Here is a 16872-nt window from a genome sequence, read left to right on the forward strand (position 1 = left end):
GGGCCCCGGGGGCGGCCCTCGTGCGGGCCACCACCATCGTCACCCCCCCGCCCCGCGAGCCCCGGCCGTTGGAGCCCCGGCGCGCGGGGTGGGGGCCCCCCGGGGGGGGCGCCGCCCGCGGGGCGGCCCACCGCTCACCTGCGCTAATGGGGCCGGTGATGGTTCCCAGTCGCTGCGCTGTGGCCATCGTCCTGGGCCTGATACGAGTATCCGAGCCCGTCCAGGACGACCCGGGTGAGCCGGGCGACCCCCTCGAGGTCCCTCATCTCGCCGGCCGCGTCCAGCGCGCGGCGGCAGTACGCGGCGAGTTCCTCCGGGCCGAGGTCGGTGCGCACCAAGCCGTCCGCCGCCGACTGTGCAATCAGGTCAGCGAAGACACCGTGCAGACGGCGTTCCGCGTCGGCGACCTCGGGCCCGCGGTGCACGAGCGCGCCGATGTCCGCGGACGCGTGCCGTCTCCGGTGGAAGCAGATGGACGCATACTCCTCGGCGACGGCCACGAGCCGAGCACCCGGCGCCTTCGACCCTCCGCTCAGGTCTTCCAGGGCCCGGAGGTGGTCCTTGACGTGCCGCGCATGGTGGGCCACCAAGATCGACTCGATGTCCGTGAAGTACTTGTAGAGCGTCGCCCGCCCGATCCCTGCGGCTCCCGCCACCTGCGACATAGTCAGTGAGAGCGGGCCGTGCTCCTCGGCCAGCCGCCAGGCGGCCTTCGTGATGGCGTCACGCACTGATCGACGATGCTCGTCGATCGATTCCTCCCACAGCTTCGGCACCCGACGATGATACGCCCCGTCGTTGCTGTGACACTCTGTAGATATCCGATACAGTCCGTCTCGAACAAGCCAGTCGACCCGAGGAGACCACGATGACCGAGAACACCTCCGACCCGACCGTGGGCAAGGCCCCGCAGGAGCACCCAGGTCTGCCCCGCTGGGTCAAGCTGCTCGCGATCGGCGTCGTCGTCGCAGTGGTCGTAGTCGGCGCGGTGATGCTGCTCTCCGGCGGACAGCACGGACCCGGGATGCACGGCTGATGCAGATGTCCCCGGGGATCCGGAAGCTGATACTGACGGTCCATGTCACCAGCTCGGTCGGCTGGCTCGGCGCGATCGCCGCGTACATCGCCCTCAATGTCCCCGTCGACGCCGGCTCGGACGAGCAGATCGTGCGGGCGGCGTACCTGATGATGGAACCCGTCCTGCGTTATGCGCTGATCCCGCTCGCCACGGTGGCTCTGGTCACCGGCATCGTCCAGGCTCTCGGCACGTCCTGGGGGCTGTTGCGGCACTACTGGGTGACGATCAGCCTGGTCCTGACCACGTTCGCGTTCGTGATCCTGGTGCTGCACCTGCCGGCGGTCGAGTCGATGGCGGCCGTCGCGGCCGACCCGACCGGCGACGTAGACCAGCTCGGCGGGGATCTGTTCCACGCCGTGGGTGGCCTGGTAGTGCTGGTCGTCCCGCTGGCGCTGAACATCTACAAGCCACGCGGTCTGACCCGCTACGGCTGGCGCAGCGCGCAGGACCGCCGCACGACCAGTCCACGCGCCTGACCTGCACGGTCGGTGCGGATCGCGGCATCGAACGAGGCTCTGGACGGTCGGCATCACGGTTGGGTGTTGCCATGCACCGTGTCCATTCCGTTACTCTGGGGCTCGCCATGAACCTGACTCGTACCGCTCGCTCGCCGCTCGCCGCTCCTCGGCGTGGGTTCGCGAGCGATCTGACGGTCATGTTTCTCGTGCTCGCCCTCCTGGCCGTGCAGGCCGTATGCGGCGTCCATCTAGACGAGGCGGACCACGGCCGCACTCAGCCGCACGGCACTGTTGAGCTGCAAGCGCCGGTCGCCCCGGCGGCGGATCAGGCCGCGCACGCGGACTCGGAACGCCCCGGCGGGGACCCGAACCAATGCGCTGAGGACCGCACGTTGACGGCGCGGTACGACCGGACTCTGTCACCCTCCATGGTCCTGGTCGGGGCGCAGTCCCTGGCCCTGCAGTGGCTGGTGCCCGACATCTCGCACCACGGGCCTCAGGCGCCGTCGGGCCTGGCCGGAGCGGCGGCTCCGTCGCTGCATGCCCTGGGGATCTCCCGGACGTAGACCACCACATTCCGTCGACACCACCCCGTACGCGTGTCGACCGATTCCGCGCGTCCCGAACCCGGGCAGCGTGTGTGGTTCTACTCCGATCCGAAAGGTCCCCGCTTTCATGGAGCCCAGCTTCAACCTGAACCCGACCGTGCGCGGTCGTGGTCGTCATCGGGCGGTACGCCGCCCCGTCCTGGCCGACGTCGCTCGCGCCACGTCCACGCAGTTCAACGCCTTCGCCGGGCGTACCGCCGTGGCCGCCGCGGCCGGTTCGGGCGTTCTGCTATCCCTGGTCGCCGCACCCGCCGCCCAGGCCGCACCGGCCCCCGCATCCGTCACGTCACTGGCCGGCAGTCCGGTCAAAGCTACGCTCAACGCCGCCGAGCTCAACGCCCTGACCACCCAGGCCAAGGAAGCTGTCGCCGCCGCCCCTGTGGTGACCGTCGCCACCGACGCCGAGCTGAAGGTCGAGACGGCTGCCGTCTCCGTCGTCTCGGCCGAGGAGAACGAGGAGTACCAGGCGCAACTCGCCGCCGAGGCGGAAGCGGAAGCCGAGGCGGAGGCCGCCGCAGCCGCCGAGGCGGAGGCCGAAGCCGCTGCCGCGGCTGCGGTGGACATCCCCGCCTCGGCCAAGGGCTCCGCCATCGTGTCCATCGGGATGCGGTACCTCGGGGTGCCGTACCTGTGGGGCGGGTCGACCCCGGCCGGGATGGACTGCTCCGGGTTCACCTCGTACGTCTTTGCGCAGGTCGGGATCACCCTGCCCCGGACCTCGTCGGAGCAGCGGTACGCCGGCACTGAAGTGCCCTGGTCCGAGGCGCAGCCCGGTGACCTGCTCTGGTCGCCCGGCCACATCGCGATCTACGCCGGCGACGGCATGCAGATCGAGGCGCCTGTCCCCGGCCAGACGGTCCGGTACAGCCAGGTCTGGCAGTCCAACCCGGTGGTCCTGCGCGTCGCATGACCCACCCGGCGTGAGGGGCGGGCCAGCCCCCGCCCTTCACGCCGCCACCGGGTGACGCTGTCGACCCGGTGCCTCGGTACCCCTGAGACGAGAGACCCCATGCGTGCACAGGCGAGAAGTGACTCCGAAGCGGGCACGGCCCCGCACAGCCGCTTCCGACGGCGAGGGGCGGGTGTCGCCCTGGTCACGCTGCTGCTGTTCAGCCTGGCCAGGCTTCCGGCCTCCGCCGTGTCGCCCTCCAAGGCTGCAAGCGACCACCACGCTGCCCTGGCCGGGATCCAGATACCGCTCGCCGTAGCCGTGGGAGCGGTCGTCCTGACAGTCGCGGTCCTTGTCGTGGTCGCGGCACTCACGCGGCGTAGTTCCGACGGCGACGGACTCGCGCATCTCGGCCTGGGAAACGACAACGACAGCCACGGAGATTAGCTGCAGGCACTCCGCGCCCTGTCCGCCGCCGGGCCCCTGCCGAGCATTTACTATGCATCTTAGTAGTAGCCTGTCGAGGCAGTCCGTCGAGCTGTGAGGAGGAGCGCATCGATGAACGCAACCCGTACCCCTGGGCGTACCGGTAGCGGCGGGACGATGCCGCCCGCGCGCCGCCGTCGTGCGATCGCGACGTTCGCTGCTGCGGGCCTGGCCGTGGTTCTTGCCGGTTGTGCCGCGCAGTCGGGGGCCGGCCAGGTCGTGGACCAGGGCTACGTGTCCGGTGACGGCTCGGTGCGGACCTGGGAACCGGGCGATCGCGACGGCCCTGTGCGGGTCACGGGGACCGACTTCGACGGCAACGAGATCGATACGGACGCGTGGGCGGCTGAGGTTCTCGTGCTGAACACGTGGTATGCCGCGTGCCCGCCGTGCCGTGCCGAGGCGCCGGACCTGGCAGCCGTGGCCGGGCAGTTCGAGGCGGACGGCGTACGGTTCCTCGGGATCAACACCGAGGACGAGGCCCCGACCGCCCAGGCGTTCGAGCGCACCTTCGCCGCCCCGTACCCGAGCATCGAGGACCACAGTGGACGAGTCGTGGCCGACCTGAACGGCGTCGTCCCGCTGCAGGCGGTCCCGACCACAGTGGTGGTGGACGTCGACGGGATGGTGGCCGCGCGCGTCATCGGGCAGGTCGATCGGTCCACTCTGGAGACGCTGGTCGAGGACGTGCTCGCCGAGGACGCACGCTCCGAGGGCGCCGCCTCCAAGGACGAGGGCTCGGGAGACACATGATGACCGGTCTCTCGGAGCTGGCGTTCAGTGGCTCGATGCTGCTCGCCGTGCCGATCGCGGTGCTTGCCGGCGCGGTCTCGTTCGCCTCTCCGTGCGTGCTGCCGCTCGTGCCCGGGTACGTGGGCTACGTCAGTGGCATGGCGGCGGCCGGTGCGGCTTCCTCGGGCTCGGGCCTACCTCGCGAGGCCGCTCGGGCGGGTATGTCCGGCCGGGGCCGGGTGGTGCTCGGGGTCGCGCTCTTCGTGCTCGGGTTCACGGTCGTGTTCGTGTCGCTGATGGCGGCGGCCGGTGCGGTTGGCGCGTACCTGGTGCGCTGGGAGGACGTCCTCATGCGTGTCCTGGGCGTGGTGGTGATCCTGATGGGTCTGGCGTTTCTCGGCGCGTTCCCGTTCCTGCAGCGTGAGGCGCGCCTGCACATCGGGCCGCGCGCCGGTCTGTGGGGCGCGCCACTGCTGGGCATCGTGTTCGGACTGGGCTGGACGCCGTGCATGGGGCCGACCCTGGCCGCGGTGCAGGCGCTCGCCTTGGACGAGGCGTCGGCCGGGCGCGGGGTGGGCCTGGGCCTGGCCTACAGCCTGGGGCTCGGGGTGCCGTTCCTGCTGGTGGCGCTCGGCCTGGGGTCGGACCGGATGCTCGGGTTCCTGCGCCGGCACCGGCTGGTGATCATGCGGGCGGGCGGCGGGATGCTGGTGCTGATCGGTCTGGCCCTGGTCACAGGCCTGTGGGGATATCTGACCGGGCAGATGCAGGGCTGGATCGGCGGGTTCAACACACTCCTGTGACACGTGCCGGGGCGGCTCCGGGTCAGCGCCAGGTGCTGGTGCCTGCCATAAGCAGGTCGGCGCGCAGCTGCTGGCGGACTTCGAGCAGTACAAGTAGCACCAGCACGATGGCGATCACCCAGCGCCGTCGGGCGGCGGCCCACCCGATCGTCAGCGTCAGCCACCGCCGGCTGACCAGGCCTATCCCCGCCCGCACGACCGCCGCCATCGCGCCGCACACGATCACGATGCTCAGCGGGTTGTAGCGCCATGCCTCGGCGAGGTTCCCCTGCGCGGCATACCGTGCCGCGCGGGTACCTCCGCAGAACGGGTCCATGATCCCGAGCGGGTGCAGCGGACCGTGCAGGTCGACCGGAGGCAGGCCGAAGGCGGCCATCAGGAAGGCGGCCCCGAGAGCAAGTGCCGCTCCGGCGGTCACCCACCGGTGGTGGTCGACCGGCTCGACCCGGAGGCGGAGGAACGGCACCGCGGCTGTCGGCATGCGAGCCCCTGACTCGTAACGAGGAAAGTCGACCTACTAGTCCGCATAGGATAGGTCTGGGCTGCGGACGGACAGCGTTGGTGACGGCTAGGAGCAAGGATGCGGAAGCTGGGTGACCTGGAGGCGCTTGTGATGGAGCAGCTCTGGTCCGCGGGCGAGCACCTGTCGGTGCGCCAGGTGCTCGAGACTCTCCCGGACGGGCGCGCCCGCGCTTACACGACGATCATGACGGTGCTGGACAACCTGTTCCAGAAGGGGTTTGTCGACCGAGAGCGTTCCGGCCGGGCTTACGTGTACTGGGCGAGGCAGGGTCGCGCCGAGCACACCGCCAAGGCGATGGAGGATGCGCTGGCCGGTGGTGGCGACCGCGGCGCGGCGCTGATGCACTTCGTCGAGCAGCTGACGCCCGAGGAGTCCGCCCGGCTCAGAGCGCTCCTGGACGAGGCCGGTCCGTCGTGACGACCGCGCTGCTGGTCCTCCTCGCCGTCGTCGCCGCCGGAATGGCCGTCGGGCAGCTGTCGATGCGAGCCCGTTGGGCGACGTCCGCGCCCCGGCTGGCCGTCGCGTCCTGGCACCTGCTCGGCCTCGGCTCGCTCGCCTCGGTCGTGCTGGTCGGCTTGGCGGCAGCGCTCTTGGTGGCGCCGCCGACCCTCACCGCCGCGCTGGGTGAATTTATCGAGCACTGCGCGCGGGCCCTGCGGTCGGAGACCATTGGTCCGCACAGGGTCTTTCTCGGCGTCGCCGGGATGCTGCTGGCCCTGGCGGTCACCGCCCGGCTGACGGGCAGCCTCGTCCGGCAGTCCCGGCAGACACGGCAGGAGCGCCGCGCCCAGCTCGACCTCCTCGCCCTCGTCGGGCACAGACTCCCGGGCGTGCACAGGGAGGACCGCATGCTCCTGGACGATGCCCGCCCCGCCGCCTACTGCCTCCCGGGCGGCCCGGCCGGCCGCGGCACTATCGTGATGAGCTCGGGCATGCTGGCCCTGCTCGACGAAGGTCAGGTGCGGCTCGTGCTGGCGCACGAGCGCGCGCACCTGCGCCAACGGCACCACCTGGCGACGCAGCTGTCCGTAGCCCTCGCGCACACCTTCGGCAGGATGACGCCGTTCGGGCTGGCGGCACAGCAGGTTCCCCGGCTTCTGGAGATGGCGGCCGACGACGGGGCGATACGCGTCGAACGTGCCGCCGGTCGCGCGGCGACAACTGTCGACGGGCAGGCTTCCGTGCGCCGGCGGCTGGCTCACGCGCTCGTGACGCTGGCCGGTGCCCAGAGCGTGGCACCCGCGGGCACCCTCTCCGCCGCAGGCTCCGCGGCTGCTCGCGTCCGCCGGCTGAGCCGCCCTCGAGTGCGGCCGCGTCCAGCCGACGTCGTGCTGATTGCCTCGGGTCTCGGGATCGCGCTGGCCGAGCTGCTGTTCGTCGCCGCCTCGCCCGCCATGTGCGCGACAGCCGTGGGAGCCTGCGTAACCGGGCTGGGCTGATCCGACCACCGACGTATCTACTATTCGATATAGTAGATACGTACAGGAAGTCTTACCAGAGAGGTCCAGCCGTGGCTCGACGAAGCTCATTTGTGATGTTCGGCGCCGGCACACTCGCCATCGGTCTGGTGGTCGCCGCGCTCACCCTCCTGAGGACGAACGAAGAGGGTCCGACCGATGCCGGTGGAACGTCCGCGGAGATGGAGCACATCCACGGGATCGGCGTCGACCCCGGCGACGGCACCGTCTACGCCGGGACGCACTACGGACTGTTCCGGATCGCCGACGGCACCGCGACTCGGGTCTCGGAGGTGCAGGACTACATGGGGTTCACGGTCGCCGGGCCGGGCCACTTCCTGGCCAGCGGCCATCCCGGCGAGGGGCAGGACGGCCCGAGCTCGGTCGGCCTCATCGAGAGCACCGACGGCGGCGAGACCTGGGAGACGCTCTCCCTGAGCGGCGAGGCCGACTTCCACGCGCTCGAGTACCGCCACGACCGCGTGTACGGTCTCAACTCGATGACCGGCCAGCTGCTGACCAGCACCGACAAGCAGACCTGGGACATGCTGAGCCAGACGGCGATCGCGGACTTCGCGGTCAACCCCGATGATCCCGACGTGCTGGTGACCACCACCGAGCAGGGCCTGACCCGGAGCGACGACGGCGGGGCCACGTTCGAGCTCGTCACCTCCGCGCCGGTGATGGTCTTCGTGAGCTGGGCCGACGACGGCGCCCTAGCCGGCGTGACCCCCGACGGCGTCGTGTACACCGCACAGGACCCGGCAGCCGAGTGGACCAAGCAGGCCGGTCTGGACGGACAGCCCGAGGCATTGACCGTCGAATCCGCCACAGAGATCTACGCCGCGACGAACGGGACCGTCCTAGCGTCCACCGACGGCGGGGCCACGTTCTCGCCGATGCTTGACCAGTGAGCCGGGCCAATGACCCCGGGGGTGTGCAGCGGCGCCGGTGCCGAGACTTGTGCCTGGGACTGGCCCAGGACCGGTTGACACGTCTTCTCTGCTGGGACCGTCCGGACGGCCTCACGGCGCCGTGACGGGCCGGAGGCCGACGAACTTCATCCGGTCCTCGCCGTAGAAGCAGGTCTGCAAGGCGAGGTCGCCGTCGAGCCCGATGAGGTCGTGGGTGGTAGCCCAGGTCTTCGGGGCGTAGCGGATGTCGACGATCTCGTAGACCTGGTCGCTGCCCTCGATCCGGATGTTCTGCCCGGTCTTCCACGGCAGGATGGCGTCTCCGTCGCAGGAGTTGTGTGCCGCCCAGACCGGCGGCACATCGTCGTGTGCGTATGACTTCATCTCGGTGAACGTGCCGTCGCACCGGTCGAGCTCGGGTATACCGCCGGCGACTCCGAGACGCACGGTCGGAATTTCGCCGGTGACGCTTTCGCGGGTGGTGTCGATCACCGCGTCGGTGGTGGTTTTCACCGTTCCGTACGCCCGTTCGACCGCCTGCGGGGCAAAGAAGTTTCCCACACCGAGTGACCCACCGGCGGCGAGCAACAGCCCTCCGGCGATGCCGACGAAGGCTTCTGCCCGACGGCGCCGTGAGCTGCGCGCGTGCCGACTGCGCGGCGGCGTGACCGAACGCATGAATGCCATGGCCTGATCATGCCCCAGAACTACTATCCCGCATAGTTGACAGTGTGTAATCGTTGGAGCCGCCGACGTAGCCGCCCCACGACGATCGGACACCAGCCGAGCATGGACGGATCAAGCCCCGTGACACGAACAGCCAATCCGTGGCCGACCGATCGGTTCGCCGACTCTGCTGCCGGACCGCGCCGACTATGGCGGGGCCGGACCGCACACACGATGGTGGACGCCGAACGTCCGCTCGTGCCACTGCCGGCGGCGCTCGTGGTGGCAGCAGCCGGAGGACTCGCGCTCGACGCGGCCTTCCCCACGCTCGGCTGGTGGCCGCTCGCGTTCGTCGCCGTCCCGCTCGCGCTGGTCTCTCTCATCGGGCGGACCGTCGGCGCCGGCATGCTCGTCGGTGCGGCGTTCGGCGCGGCGTTCTACTTTCCCCATGTGTCGTGGGCCTCGCAGTTCCTCGGCGACGACCCCCTCGGCTGGGTGCCGTGGGTGGCACTGGCGACCGCGGAGACCCTCGTCCTCGCGGCGCTCACGCCGCTCGTCGTGCTCGCCTACCGGTGGCTGCCACGCTGGCGCGAGACCCCCACTGTGCGCCTCGTGGTCCAGCCGGTACTCGTGGCCGGAGCGTGGATGGTGCGGGAGCTCGTGCTGGGTTCCTGGCCGTACGGCGGGTTTCCGTGGGGGCGCCTGGGGATGAGCCAGTCGGAGAGCCCGATCGCTCCGGTCGCGTCGTGGCTGGGTGTGTCCGGTCTCGGGTTCCTCATGGTCGTCCTGTGCGCCGGTGTCCTCGAGGTCGTCCGATGGGCCGTCCGAGGACACGCACCGCTGGGTACGGACGGCAGGACCCGACCGCGATTCGCTGGTGTGCTGCCACGGGCGGTCCCCGTTGGCTTGCTCGCCGCAGTCATGCTGTTCCTTCCGCAGTTTCCAACCAGCGACGCGGGGTCGATCCGGGTCAGTGCCGTACAGGGCAACGGGCCAGCCGCCTACGCGGACGAGCGTGCGGCGAACGAGGTACTGGAGTCACAGCTGGCGGCTTCCGCTCCGCTGGAGAGCGCGCAGGTGGACGTGGTGCTGTGGCCGGAAGGCGGCGTCGACAGCGACCCACTCGCCCAGCCGGATACCGCGCGGATCCTGGACGCAGCAGCGGCCTCGTACGAGGCCCCGGTCCTTGTCAACGCCGCGTCCGCCGTCGGAGACCTCTTCTACAACACCTCTTTCCTGTGGACGGCCGACGGGCCGGAGGCGACGCACGCGAAGCGGCACCCCGTCCCCTTCGGTGAGTACGTGCCCGACCGAGAGATATACGGTGCGATCGCACCCGGTCTCGTGGGCCTCCTCCAGCGCGAGTACGCCCCTGGCGAAGACTCGCCCGTCTTCTACCTCGACCAGGCGCGCGTCGGGCTGGCGATCTGCTTCGACGTGGCCTTCGACGATGTCATCCAGGAAGGCCTGCGCGATGGCGCACAAGTGTTCATGTTCCAGACGAACAACGCGGATTTCCGGGGCACCGACGAGAACCAGCAGCAGGTCGCGATCGCACGCATGCGCGCGATCGAGACCGGGCGCAGCGTCGTCAACGTCTCCACCACGGGTACCAGCCAGATCTTCGCGCCCGACGGGAGCACGGTCGAGACGCTCGCAAGCGGCGAGCCAGGACTCATGGTCGAGGAGATCGAGCTTCGCGATGGTCTCACCATGGGTGTTGTACTCGGTCCTTGGATGCAGAGGATCCTCTTGTGGGGGACCGTCCTGAGCATGGCCGTCCTGGCTGCCCGTGTCCCACAGTCGCTGACTGGCCGCGTGGCGATGCCGGACCTGCGTGAGCCTCGGGCACTTCCGGTGAGCACGGTGGTGAGGTAAGACAGCTGCCCGGTGGCCGCCAGGAGTGTGAAGGTAGCCATGCGGGGCGTCGCGGCGAAGGCGGCGTAATCGCCTACCCCGTCGAGATGGACACCGTCGTCCAGCTCTCTGTCCAGGGGGACGGTCCCCGCGGTCTACCCGGTCTGACCAGCACGACTACTGCCCGGGCCAGTACCACTCTTTACACGCTGGCCCGGACGGTGGTTCCACGCCGTTACCTTTCCGTTATAGTGGGGCCACCATGATTCTGACACGTCGCCTCCGCCGGCTCCGCGCCGGTTCCCGGCATGGGGCGACCGCCGTGGCCGCTGTCATGCTCCTTGTGCTTGCCTTCGTATATGTGCACCCGATGTGCAGCGCGCATCTGAACGAGAACACGGACGGCGCCGCGCAAGCTCATGAGGGACGTGGCCACGGCGGTGAGCACCCGCACGGCGGCGGCGAGGCACTGGCCGTGCACGACGTAGCGCCAGGTCAGACCGGCGTCGTCGAGCGCGTAGTCGGCGGTTCCTCGGGTTGCTCCGACCACGAGACGGTCACGGCGAAGGCAGATCCGCTGCTGCCGTCTCTGGTCATGGCCACGACGCCGGAGCGTACCGCCCTCCGGCTGGCGCCCGCTGCCGCGCACCAGGACCTCCGGACAGCTCCCGGCGTGGCCGCCGCAGCTGCGCCATCGTTGCGCGCCCTTGGGATCAACCGGACGTAGACCAGCGCAACCGGCCGACCCTGCACCTGAGCGTCGGCCGGTTCAGCGCGCCCATATACGGGCTGCGCCAGTGGCACTCCTTCGATCCGAAAGGTCCCAGACTTCATGGAGCCCAGCTTCACCCAGTACCGCCCGGTGAGCGGCCGCGGTCGTCACCGGGCGGCAGGCAACCCCGTGCCAACCGGCGTCGCCCGAGCCGGCTCCAAGCGCGTCACTACCGTCGCAGGGCGCACCACCGCAGCGGCAGCCACCGTGCCCGACGTCCTGATGTCCCGGGTCGCCGCAACTGGTGCTCAGGCGGCACCGGCCCTCTCGTCGCTCGGTGCCGTGCTGACCAGCAATCCGGATCAGGGCGCGAGCAGCTCGGCGGACCTCAACGCCGGCTCGGCGACGCGGACACGACGAACCAGACGACGCCATCGCAAGGGCCGGCACGCCGCCTCGCCCTACCGTCCGCCGTCCCCTGTCATTGGGCGGTTGCCGCTGACGCTCGGTCTGGGGATCGCGCTGGCGACCACGATGTCGTTCGCGGTCGCCGCTGTCGGTGGGTCCGGGATTGACGAGCGCGCCCAACCAGGAGGAGCCGACGCCGCCGCGGCATTCACCGGTCCGGCGTCGAGCGCAGCAACGGCGGTGCCGGACCGCCTCAGCGGCGCCTCGCGTAGCCAGGAGCGCGCCCCTCGAGGAACTAGTAGCGCGGGTGTCACCGTCCCCCGTGACGCGTCGATGCCCGTCGAGGAGGCGGCTCCCGTGCAGGTCGAGGCCCCGCCAGCCCTGCCTGGCTGTGACGGTGAAGCGACAGGCTCAGGCCTCAACGGCCAAGTGCCGGAGAGCGAGCTGTGCGACCTGTGGAACGGCTACCCGCCGATCCGCGCCGACGCGGCTGTCGCCCTCGCTCGCCTGAACCAGGCGTACACCGAGCAGTTCGGCGAGCCGATGTGCCTCACGGACGGTTACCGCAGCTACGCACAGCAGGTCGCGGCGCAGGCGGCAAAGCCGACACTGACCGCGACGCCGGGCCGGTCCAACCATGGCTGGGGCCTCGCGGTCGACATCTGCGCCGACAGCTACGCCGGTGAGCGCTGGGACTGGCTCAAGGCACACGGCCCGGAGCACGGGTGGGACAACCCGCAGTGGGCACAGCCCGGCGGCTCCGGACCGTACGAACCGTGGCACTGGGAATTCACGGCGGCCGTGGCACAGATCGACGACCACCACTGACGGCCGTCACTGTCCAGGGACTGGCGTCGCCGTGGCCAGGCCGCTCCTAATCGGTGCCGTGGCCTAAGCGGTGAACTTGCGGCGGCAGAGCGGGCAAGCGCCCCGCACCGGTACGGCGTGGTGCGGGACTTCGTATCGCCGATCGGTCAGGAGCAGGTGGGCCCGTCGGCGAGAGCGTCGAGGTTGGCCTCCATGACGTCGAGGTAGTCGGCGTCGGCATCGGTCTGGCCTTCCACCGGGTCCAGGGTCGCGGTGCTCACTCCGAGATCGGATGCCAGGGCCTCGACCGCCTGGGGTCGGCGATCGTCTCGACATAGAGGGTCGAGACGTCGTCAGCCCGCACGATCTCGCGGATCTCGCGCATACGAGCGGGCGCGACCTCGGACTCGGGGTCGATCCCTGCAATGCCGACGAGGTTCAAGTCGTAGCGGCCGGCGAGGTGACCGAATGCCTCGTGCGAGGTCACGAGCGTCGCGTCTGCGCAGGGCGCGAGCAGTTCGGTGTACTCCTCGTCCAGGGCGACCAGGTCCGCGTCGAGGGCCGCGGCCCCTTCGGCATACGCATCGGCATTGTCCGGATCGACCGCGGCGAGCTCATCGGCGACCCGCTGCGCGACCGCGACCAGCCGGACGGGATCGAGCCAGAAGTGCGGACCCGTCCCGCCGTGCTCGTCCTCGGCGCCCTCCTCACCCGCTTCCTCGTCGGCGTGCTCCTCAGCACTCTCGCCTTCGTGACCGCCAGCAGGGTCCTCCTCGAGATCCGCAGCGGCGGTGGCATCCACGACGTGCTCGGGCTGGCGCTGCTCGACGCCGTCATCGACGGCCGGCTGGAGGCCGGGGAGCGGTGGCGGTTGCGATCCGGTGATGGAGGACAGCGGCGGGGTCGTCGGCGTCGTCCAACCCACGCTGGGTCACCAACTCGAGGAGCAGATACTCGACGTCGTGACCGTCGGCTTCGGCGCGGCGCAGTTCGGCGGTGAGGGCTCCGAACGCGGGTGCGGCGATGACCTGGTCCGCGTTCCGGGGTGAGAGTCCGCTGTGGTGGAGGAGTCGGGTCCAGCGGTCGTGTTGGGCGGCCGCGGCGAGGGTTCGTATTCTGCGGCGAGCTGTGCGACCGACCCCCAGCGCTCCGTCTCGTCCTTGCTGACCTGGGTGGCGGCCTTTTCGGCTCCGACCGTGCGGACGATCCCGGCCAGGATGCTCCGGGGTGTGGGGTCCTCGTGGTCGTCCGGGGTGATCTCCAGTGGGGTGTCAGTGATGACGTAGGCGGTGTTGGACTCCCTCCCGCGGGTCAGGCCGACGTACAGGTTCTCCCGCGTCATTCCCGGCCCTGCGATCAGGTGGCCGGTGTCCACGGTGAGTCCCTGGGCACGGTGAGTGGTCACGGCGTAGCCGAGGTCGAGGTGCTCCGCCGCGTACGCGGCGGGCAGCACGATCGTGTTCCCGTACTTCGCTTCGGGTTGGCGTAGGACGACGGATCCGTCCATGCGGACCTTGACGAGTGTCCACCGGTCGCCGTTGCGCACCCATGCCCCGTTCCGGGTGCTTAGGCGGCGGTCGTTCCGGCGGGTGATCACGGTGTCCCCGGCCGACGCGTCGAGTCCGTCGGCGAGGCGGACAGCCCGGCCGGGGTCGGTGGCTCCGGTGTGGAGGCGTTCGATGCGGGCGCGCTCGTTGACCGCCCGCACGGTCTCGCTGTCCGAGGCCACCAGCACGGAAGCCTTGCCAGCAGTGAGGCCGGCCTGCCAGGCGGCATACGCGGTCTCGACCATGGCCTGACCCGGTCCTCCACGCGCGGGCGCCCTGATCGCGGCTCGTCGGCCAGACCGGCCAGACCGTGGTGCAGGTACCGCTCCCGCCACGCGATCACCGTCGGGCGCGAGACCCCAACCCTCGCCGCGGTCTCCGCGTTCGAGTGGCCCGCACCGGCCAGCAGCACGATCCGCGCCCGCTGTGCCAGACCCGCCGGCACCGACGACGACCGGGTCCACCGTTCCAGCTCCGCACGATCCTTCTCACCGATCTCCAAGACCGGCGCTGGACAAGTTGCCATACCTCATGATCGCAACAGCCAACCGTCAAACAACTAACCACGCGGGACACTAGAAGTTTGATCGAGCTGATCGAGCGTCGCGTCGAGTGCGTTCGCGATCCGTGGCCGAGTACCTGGCCCACAGTTGCGCGACGCGTTGCCCAAGCCAGGCACGTACGTCCGAGTCCTCAAGCAGCAGGTGCTTGCCGATCTTGTGGACTCGCCGCGCGCTGCCGTGCTTGCGCCACGTGTAGACCGGCCCAGGACCGGGGGGATAAGAGGCGTCCCCCGGGGCCTCCGAGGCGCCAAAAGATCGACCAAGATAGGTTATTATCGCTGCATGTCGATCATAGGACCGGAAGTTGCCCCGGTAGGCAAGGTGGATATCGGACCAGCGGTTGCGTTGTTCCGGTCCCTGGGTGACCCAGCCCGACTCGCGATCGTGCGTCGCCTCGCGACCGGTGAGGCCCGGGTGGTGGACCTGACTCGTGAGCTGGACCTGGCGCAGTCAACTGTGTCGTCCCACGTCGCGTGCCTGAAAGACTGCGGGCTGGTGGTCGGGCGCATGGACGGACGGCGGGTGTTCTACTCCCTGGCGCGCCCCGAGCTGCTGGTCCTGCTGAGCGCAGCCGAGCCCTTGCTGGCTGCGACTGGCAACGCTGTTGCACTGTGCCCGACGTACGGCGTGGACGGGCGGGAGGTCTCGGCGTGTTGAGCACGATCGCAGCAGCAGCCGGTCTGTTCGTCGCGACCAACATTGACGACATCGTGGTTCTGACGGTCCTGTTCGCGGTCTCCGCGCGAGGCTCGCAACTACGAGCGTGGCAGATCGTGGCCGGGCAGTACCTCGGGCTGATCACGCTGATCACCGCCAGTTTCCTCGCCGCGCTGGGCCTGACGATCGTGCCGGACGAGTGGGTGGGACTGCTCGGTCTGATCCCGCTTGCCATCGGTGTCCTCGCCCTGGTGCGCACGCTGCGCGGACAGGACGACGATGATGAAGCAGAGTCCGCGCTCAAGGCCGTAGGCCTCCTCGGCGTCGCGGGGATCACGATCGCCAACGGCGGCGACAACATCGCGATCTACACTCCGGTGTTCCGCACCATGTCCACCACGGACACCCTGATCACGATAGCCGTGTTCCTTGTCCTGCTCGCCTTGTGGTGCCTGCTCGCCCGCATTGTGGGTACCAACGAGACGGTCACCGAGGCACTCGAGAAGGTCGAACACTGGCTCGTACCGGTGGTGTTCATCGGCCTCGGCGTGTTCATCCTGATCGAGTCTGGCACCCTCGCCCACATCGCATCACTGCTCTAACTGGCTCCAGCTGAACCGCCCTGGGTTCTGTTCCGTTGTCTATGCGGGGCCCAGTGAGGGCTCGCGGGTTTGAGCGTAGGCCGTCTCGGTCTCGATCGGGGTGGCGTAGTCCAGTGCTTGGTGCAGGCGCTGGTTGTTCCACCAGTGGACCCAGTTCATGGTCGCGTGCTCGACCTCGGTGACCGAGGGCCAGGCTGGGCGGGCGTGGATCAGCTCGGCCTTGTAGAGACCGTTGACGGTCTCCGCCAGGGCGTTGTCATACGAGTCGCCGCGTGATCCGACCGATGCGGTGATCCCGGCCTGGGCCAGGTGCTCGGTGTAGCGGATGCTGACGTACTGGGAGCCGCGGTCGCTGTGATGGACCAGCCCCCGGCCAGGGCCTGGTCCTTCGCGCTGACCAGGGCGTGCTCGAGCGCTTCCAGCGGCAGCGCCTCGGTCCGCATCGTGGCCCGGGTCGCCCAGCCCGCGATCCTGCGGGAGAACACGTCGGTCACGAACGCGGTGTAGCAGAACCCGGCCGTGGTGCGCACGTAGGTGATGTCCGCGACCCACAACCTGTTCGGGCCTGGTGCATGAAAGTTGCGTTCGACCAGGTCCGGGCGATGGTCCGCCACGGGTGCCGGCTGGGTGGTGCGAGGCTTACGCCCCCGGATCACGCCGTGCAGGCCGGCCAGGCGCATCAGGCGGGCGCACTGGTCACGACCGATGTCCCAGCCCTGGCGGCGCATCGCGTGCCAGACCTTCCGGGCCCCGTAAACACCGTAGTTCTCCGCGTGAACCTTGCGGATCTGCGGTAGCAGGGCCTGGTCGCGCAGGGCCCGGGTACTGACCGGCCGCTGCTTGGCCGCACGGTAGCCGCGGGAGGTGATGAACCCACGCTCTGTCGCACCCAGCGTGCGGCAGATGAGCTCGACCCCGAACTGATCACGATAGGTGTCGATGTAGGCGATCATTTCGTCGTGGGGCGGTCGAGCTCCGCTGCGAAAAACGCCGACGCGGTCTTCAGGATCGGCGGATTCAACCGGTGGTTGCAACGAGTTCTGCGAACTTTTCTGATGGTGTCAGATATCCGAGCGTCTTGCGGGGTCGCCCGTTGAGGGAGTCC

At 69.7% G+C, this 16872-nt stretch carries 19 protein-coding genes, 2 pseudogenes and 1 other annotated feature; of the genes and pseudogenes, 13 read left to right on the top strand and 8 right to left on the bottom strand.

Translation table 11 applies throughout. The features are described 5' to 3' along the window. Positions 1-143: 143 nt before the first annotated feature. Positions 144-776, bottom strand: a complete 633-nt coding sequence (locus ACIBBF_RS26250) for a TetR/AcrR family transcriptional regulator (protein WP_397419344.1) — start codon at positions 774-776, stop codon at positions 144-146. Between the two features lie 92 nt (positions 777-868). Between ACIBBF_RS26250 and ACIBBF_RS26255 the strand changes: the two genes are divergently transcribed. The 6 genes from ACIBBF_RS26255 to ACIBBF_RS26280 all read left to right on the top strand — a co-directional run bounded on the left by ACIBBF_RS26255 (position 869) and on the right by ACIBBF_RS26280 (position 5054). Further along, on the top strand, positions 869-1036 hold the full coding sequence (locus ACIBBF_RS26255) for a hypothetical protein (protein WP_397419346.1): 168 nt from the start codon (positions 869-871) through the stop codon (positions 1034-1036). Beyond that, positions 1036-1554 (top strand): DUF2269 domain-containing protein, encoded by a 519-nt coding sequence (locus ACIBBF_RS26260; RefSeq protein WP_397419348.1) that lies wholly within the window; start codon positions 1036-1038, stop codon positions 1552-1554. The genes ACIBBF_RS26255 and ACIBBF_RS26260 overlap by 1 nt, the downstream gene beginning before the upstream one ends. A 107-nt stretch (positions 1555-1661) precedes the next feature. Beyond that, positions 1662-2102, top strand: a complete 441-nt coding sequence (locus ACIBBF_RS26265; RefSeq protein ID WP_397419350.1) for a hypothetical protein — start codon at positions 1662-1664, stop codon at positions 2100-2102. A gap of 109 nt (positions 2103-2211) precedes the next feature. Continuing rightward, a complete protein-coding gene (locus ACIBBF_RS26270) occupies positions 2212-3054 on the top strand; it encodes a C40 family peptidase (RefSeq protein WP_397419352.1) in 843 nt (280 codons plus the stop codon). A gap of 537 nt (positions 3055-3591) precedes the next feature. Beyond that, the gene (locus ACIBBF_RS26275; protein WP_397419354.1) at positions 3592-4272 is read left to right on the top strand and encodes a TlpA family protein disulfide reductase; all 681 of its coding nucleotides are present in this window, start codon (positions 3592-3594) and stop codon (positions 4270-4272) included. Continuing rightward, a complete protein-coding gene (locus tag ACIBBF_RS26280; protein ID WP_397419356.1) occupies positions 4272-5054 on the top strand; it encodes a cytochrome c biogenesis CcdA family protein in 783 nt (260 codons plus the stop codon). The genes ACIBBF_RS26275 and ACIBBF_RS26280 overlap by 1 nt, the downstream gene beginning before the upstream one ends. 22 nt (positions 5055-5076) lie before the next feature. Here the strand turns inward: ACIBBF_RS26280 and ACIBBF_RS26285 are convergent, their stop codons facing one another. Next, positions 5077-5535: a DUF2752 domain-containing protein gene (locus ACIBBF_RS26285; protein WP_397419358.1), complete on the bottom strand. Its 459-nt coding sequence runs from the start codon at positions 5533-5535 to the stop codon at positions 5077-5079. Between the two features lie 99 nt (positions 5536-5634). Here ACIBBF_RS26285 and ACIBBF_RS26290 point away from each other — a divergent pair, with 99 nt between their 5' ends. The 3 genes from ACIBBF_RS26290 to ACIBBF_RS26300 all read left to right on the top strand — a co-directional run bounded on the left by ACIBBF_RS26290 (position 5635) and on the right by ACIBBF_RS26300 (position 7948). Next, complete coding sequence (locus ACIBBF_RS26290) at positions 5635-5994, top strand: BlaI/MecI/CopY family transcriptional regulator (RefSeq protein ID WP_397419360.1); 360 nt, start codon at positions 5635-5637, stop codon at positions 5992-5994. Continuing rightward, positions 5991-7016 carry a M56 family metallopeptidase gene (locus ACIBBF_RS26295; protein WP_397419362.1) on the top strand — a complete coding sequence of 342 codons (1026 nt, stop codon included), beginning with the start codon at positions 5991-5993 and terminating at the stop codon, positions 7014-7016. The genes ACIBBF_RS26290 and ACIBBF_RS26295 overlap by 4 nt, the downstream gene beginning before the upstream one ends. Before the next feature lie 71 nt (positions 7017-7087). Continuing rightward, positions 7088-7948 (top strand): F510_1955 family glycosylhydrolase, encoded by an 861-nt coding sequence (locus tag ACIBBF_RS26300; protein WP_397419364.1) that lies wholly within the window; start codon positions 7088-7090, stop codon positions 7946-7948. Between the two features lie 111 nt (positions 7949-8059). Here ACIBBF_RS26300 and ACIBBF_RS26305 read toward each other — a convergent pair whose 3' ends face one another. Further along, positions 8060-8635 (bottom strand): hypothetical protein, encoded by a 576-nt coding sequence (locus ACIBBF_RS26305; RefSeq protein ID WP_397419366.1) that lies wholly within the window; start codon positions 8633-8635, stop codon positions 8060-8062. A gap of 213 nt (positions 8636-8848) precedes the next feature. Here ACIBBF_RS26305 and lnt point away from each other — a divergent pair, with 213 nt between their 5' ends. Continuing rightward, positions 8849-10492 (top strand): apolipoprotein N-acyltransferase, encoded by a 1644-nt coding sequence (gene lnt, locus ACIBBF_RS26310; protein ID WP_397419368.1) that lies wholly within the window; start codon positions 8849-8851, stop codon positions 10490-10492. Between the two features lie 811 nt (positions 10493-11303). Continuing rightward, entirely contained in the window at positions 11304-12419 is a 1116-nt protein-coding gene (locus tag ACIBBF_RS26315) for a D-alanyl-D-alanine carboxypeptidase family protein (RefSeq protein WP_397419370.1), read from the top strand. Positions 12420-12565: 146 nt separating this feature from the next. Here ACIBBF_RS26315 and ACIBBF_RS26320 read toward each other — a convergent pair. The 3 genes and pseudogenes from ACIBBF_RS26320 to ACIBBF_RS26330 all read right to left on the bottom strand — a co-directional run. After that, positions 12566-13323, bottom strand: a pseudogene (locus ACIBBF_RS26320) (metal ABC transporter solute-binding protein, Zn/Mn family). Positions 13324-13329: 6 nt separating this feature from the next. Beyond that, positions 13330-14190: a hypothetical protein gene (locus ACIBBF_RS26325; protein ID WP_397419380.1), complete on the bottom strand. Its 861-nt coding sequence runs from the start codon at positions 14188-14190 to the stop codon at positions 13330-13332. 32 nt (positions 14191-14222) lie between these two features. Next, positions 14223-14471, bottom strand: a pseudogene (locus tag ACIBBF_RS26330) (helix-turn-helix domain-containing protein); the annotation flags it as partial. 319 nt (positions 14472-14790) lie between these two features. On the opposite strand from ACIBBF_RS26330, the gene ACIBBF_RS26335 reads away from it, so the two are divergent. Together ACIBBF_RS26335 and ACIBBF_RS26340 are read left to right on the top strand one after the other, a co-directional pair. Then, entirely contained in the window at positions 14791-15165 is a 375-nt protein-coding gene (locus tag ACIBBF_RS26335) for an ArsR/SmtB family transcription factor (protein ID WP_397419372.1), read from the top strand. Next, a complete protein-coding gene (locus ACIBBF_RS26340; protein ID WP_397419374.1) occupies positions 15159-15767 on the top strand; it encodes a cadmium resistance transporter in 609 nt (202 codons plus the stop codon). The genes ACIBBF_RS26335 and ACIBBF_RS26340 overlap by 7 nt, the downstream gene beginning before the upstream one ends. A 39-nt stretch (positions 15768-15806) precedes the next feature. On the opposite strand, the gene ACIBBF_RS26345 is transcribed toward ACIBBF_RS26340, so the two are convergent. Together ACIBBF_RS26345 and ACIBBF_RS26350 are read right to left on the bottom strand one after the other, a co-directional pair. After that, the gene (locus ACIBBF_RS26345) at positions 15807-16094 is read right to left on the bottom strand and encodes an integrase core domain-containing protein (protein WP_397419378.1); all 288 of its coding nucleotides are present in this window, start codon (positions 16092-16094) and stop codon (positions 15807-15809) included. Then, a complete protein-coding gene (locus ACIBBF_RS26350; protein WP_397419376.1) occupies positions 15977-16720 on the bottom strand; it encodes an IS3 family transposase in 744 nt (247 codons plus the stop codon). Before ACIBBF_RS26350 ends, ACIBBF_RS26345 begins: the two co-directional genes overlap by 118 nt. Continuing rightward, positions 16628-16759 (bottom strand) — a sequence feature (AL1L pseudoknot). Its footprint overlaps the gene before it by 93 nt. Positions 16760-16872 lie beyond the last annotated feature (113 nt).

Source organism: Promicromonospora sp. NPDC050880, from assembly GCF_044456525.1.
In the GTDB taxonomy this organism is placed as follows: Bacteria; Actinomycetota; Actinomycetes; order Actinomycetales; family Cellulomonadaceae; genus Promicromonospora.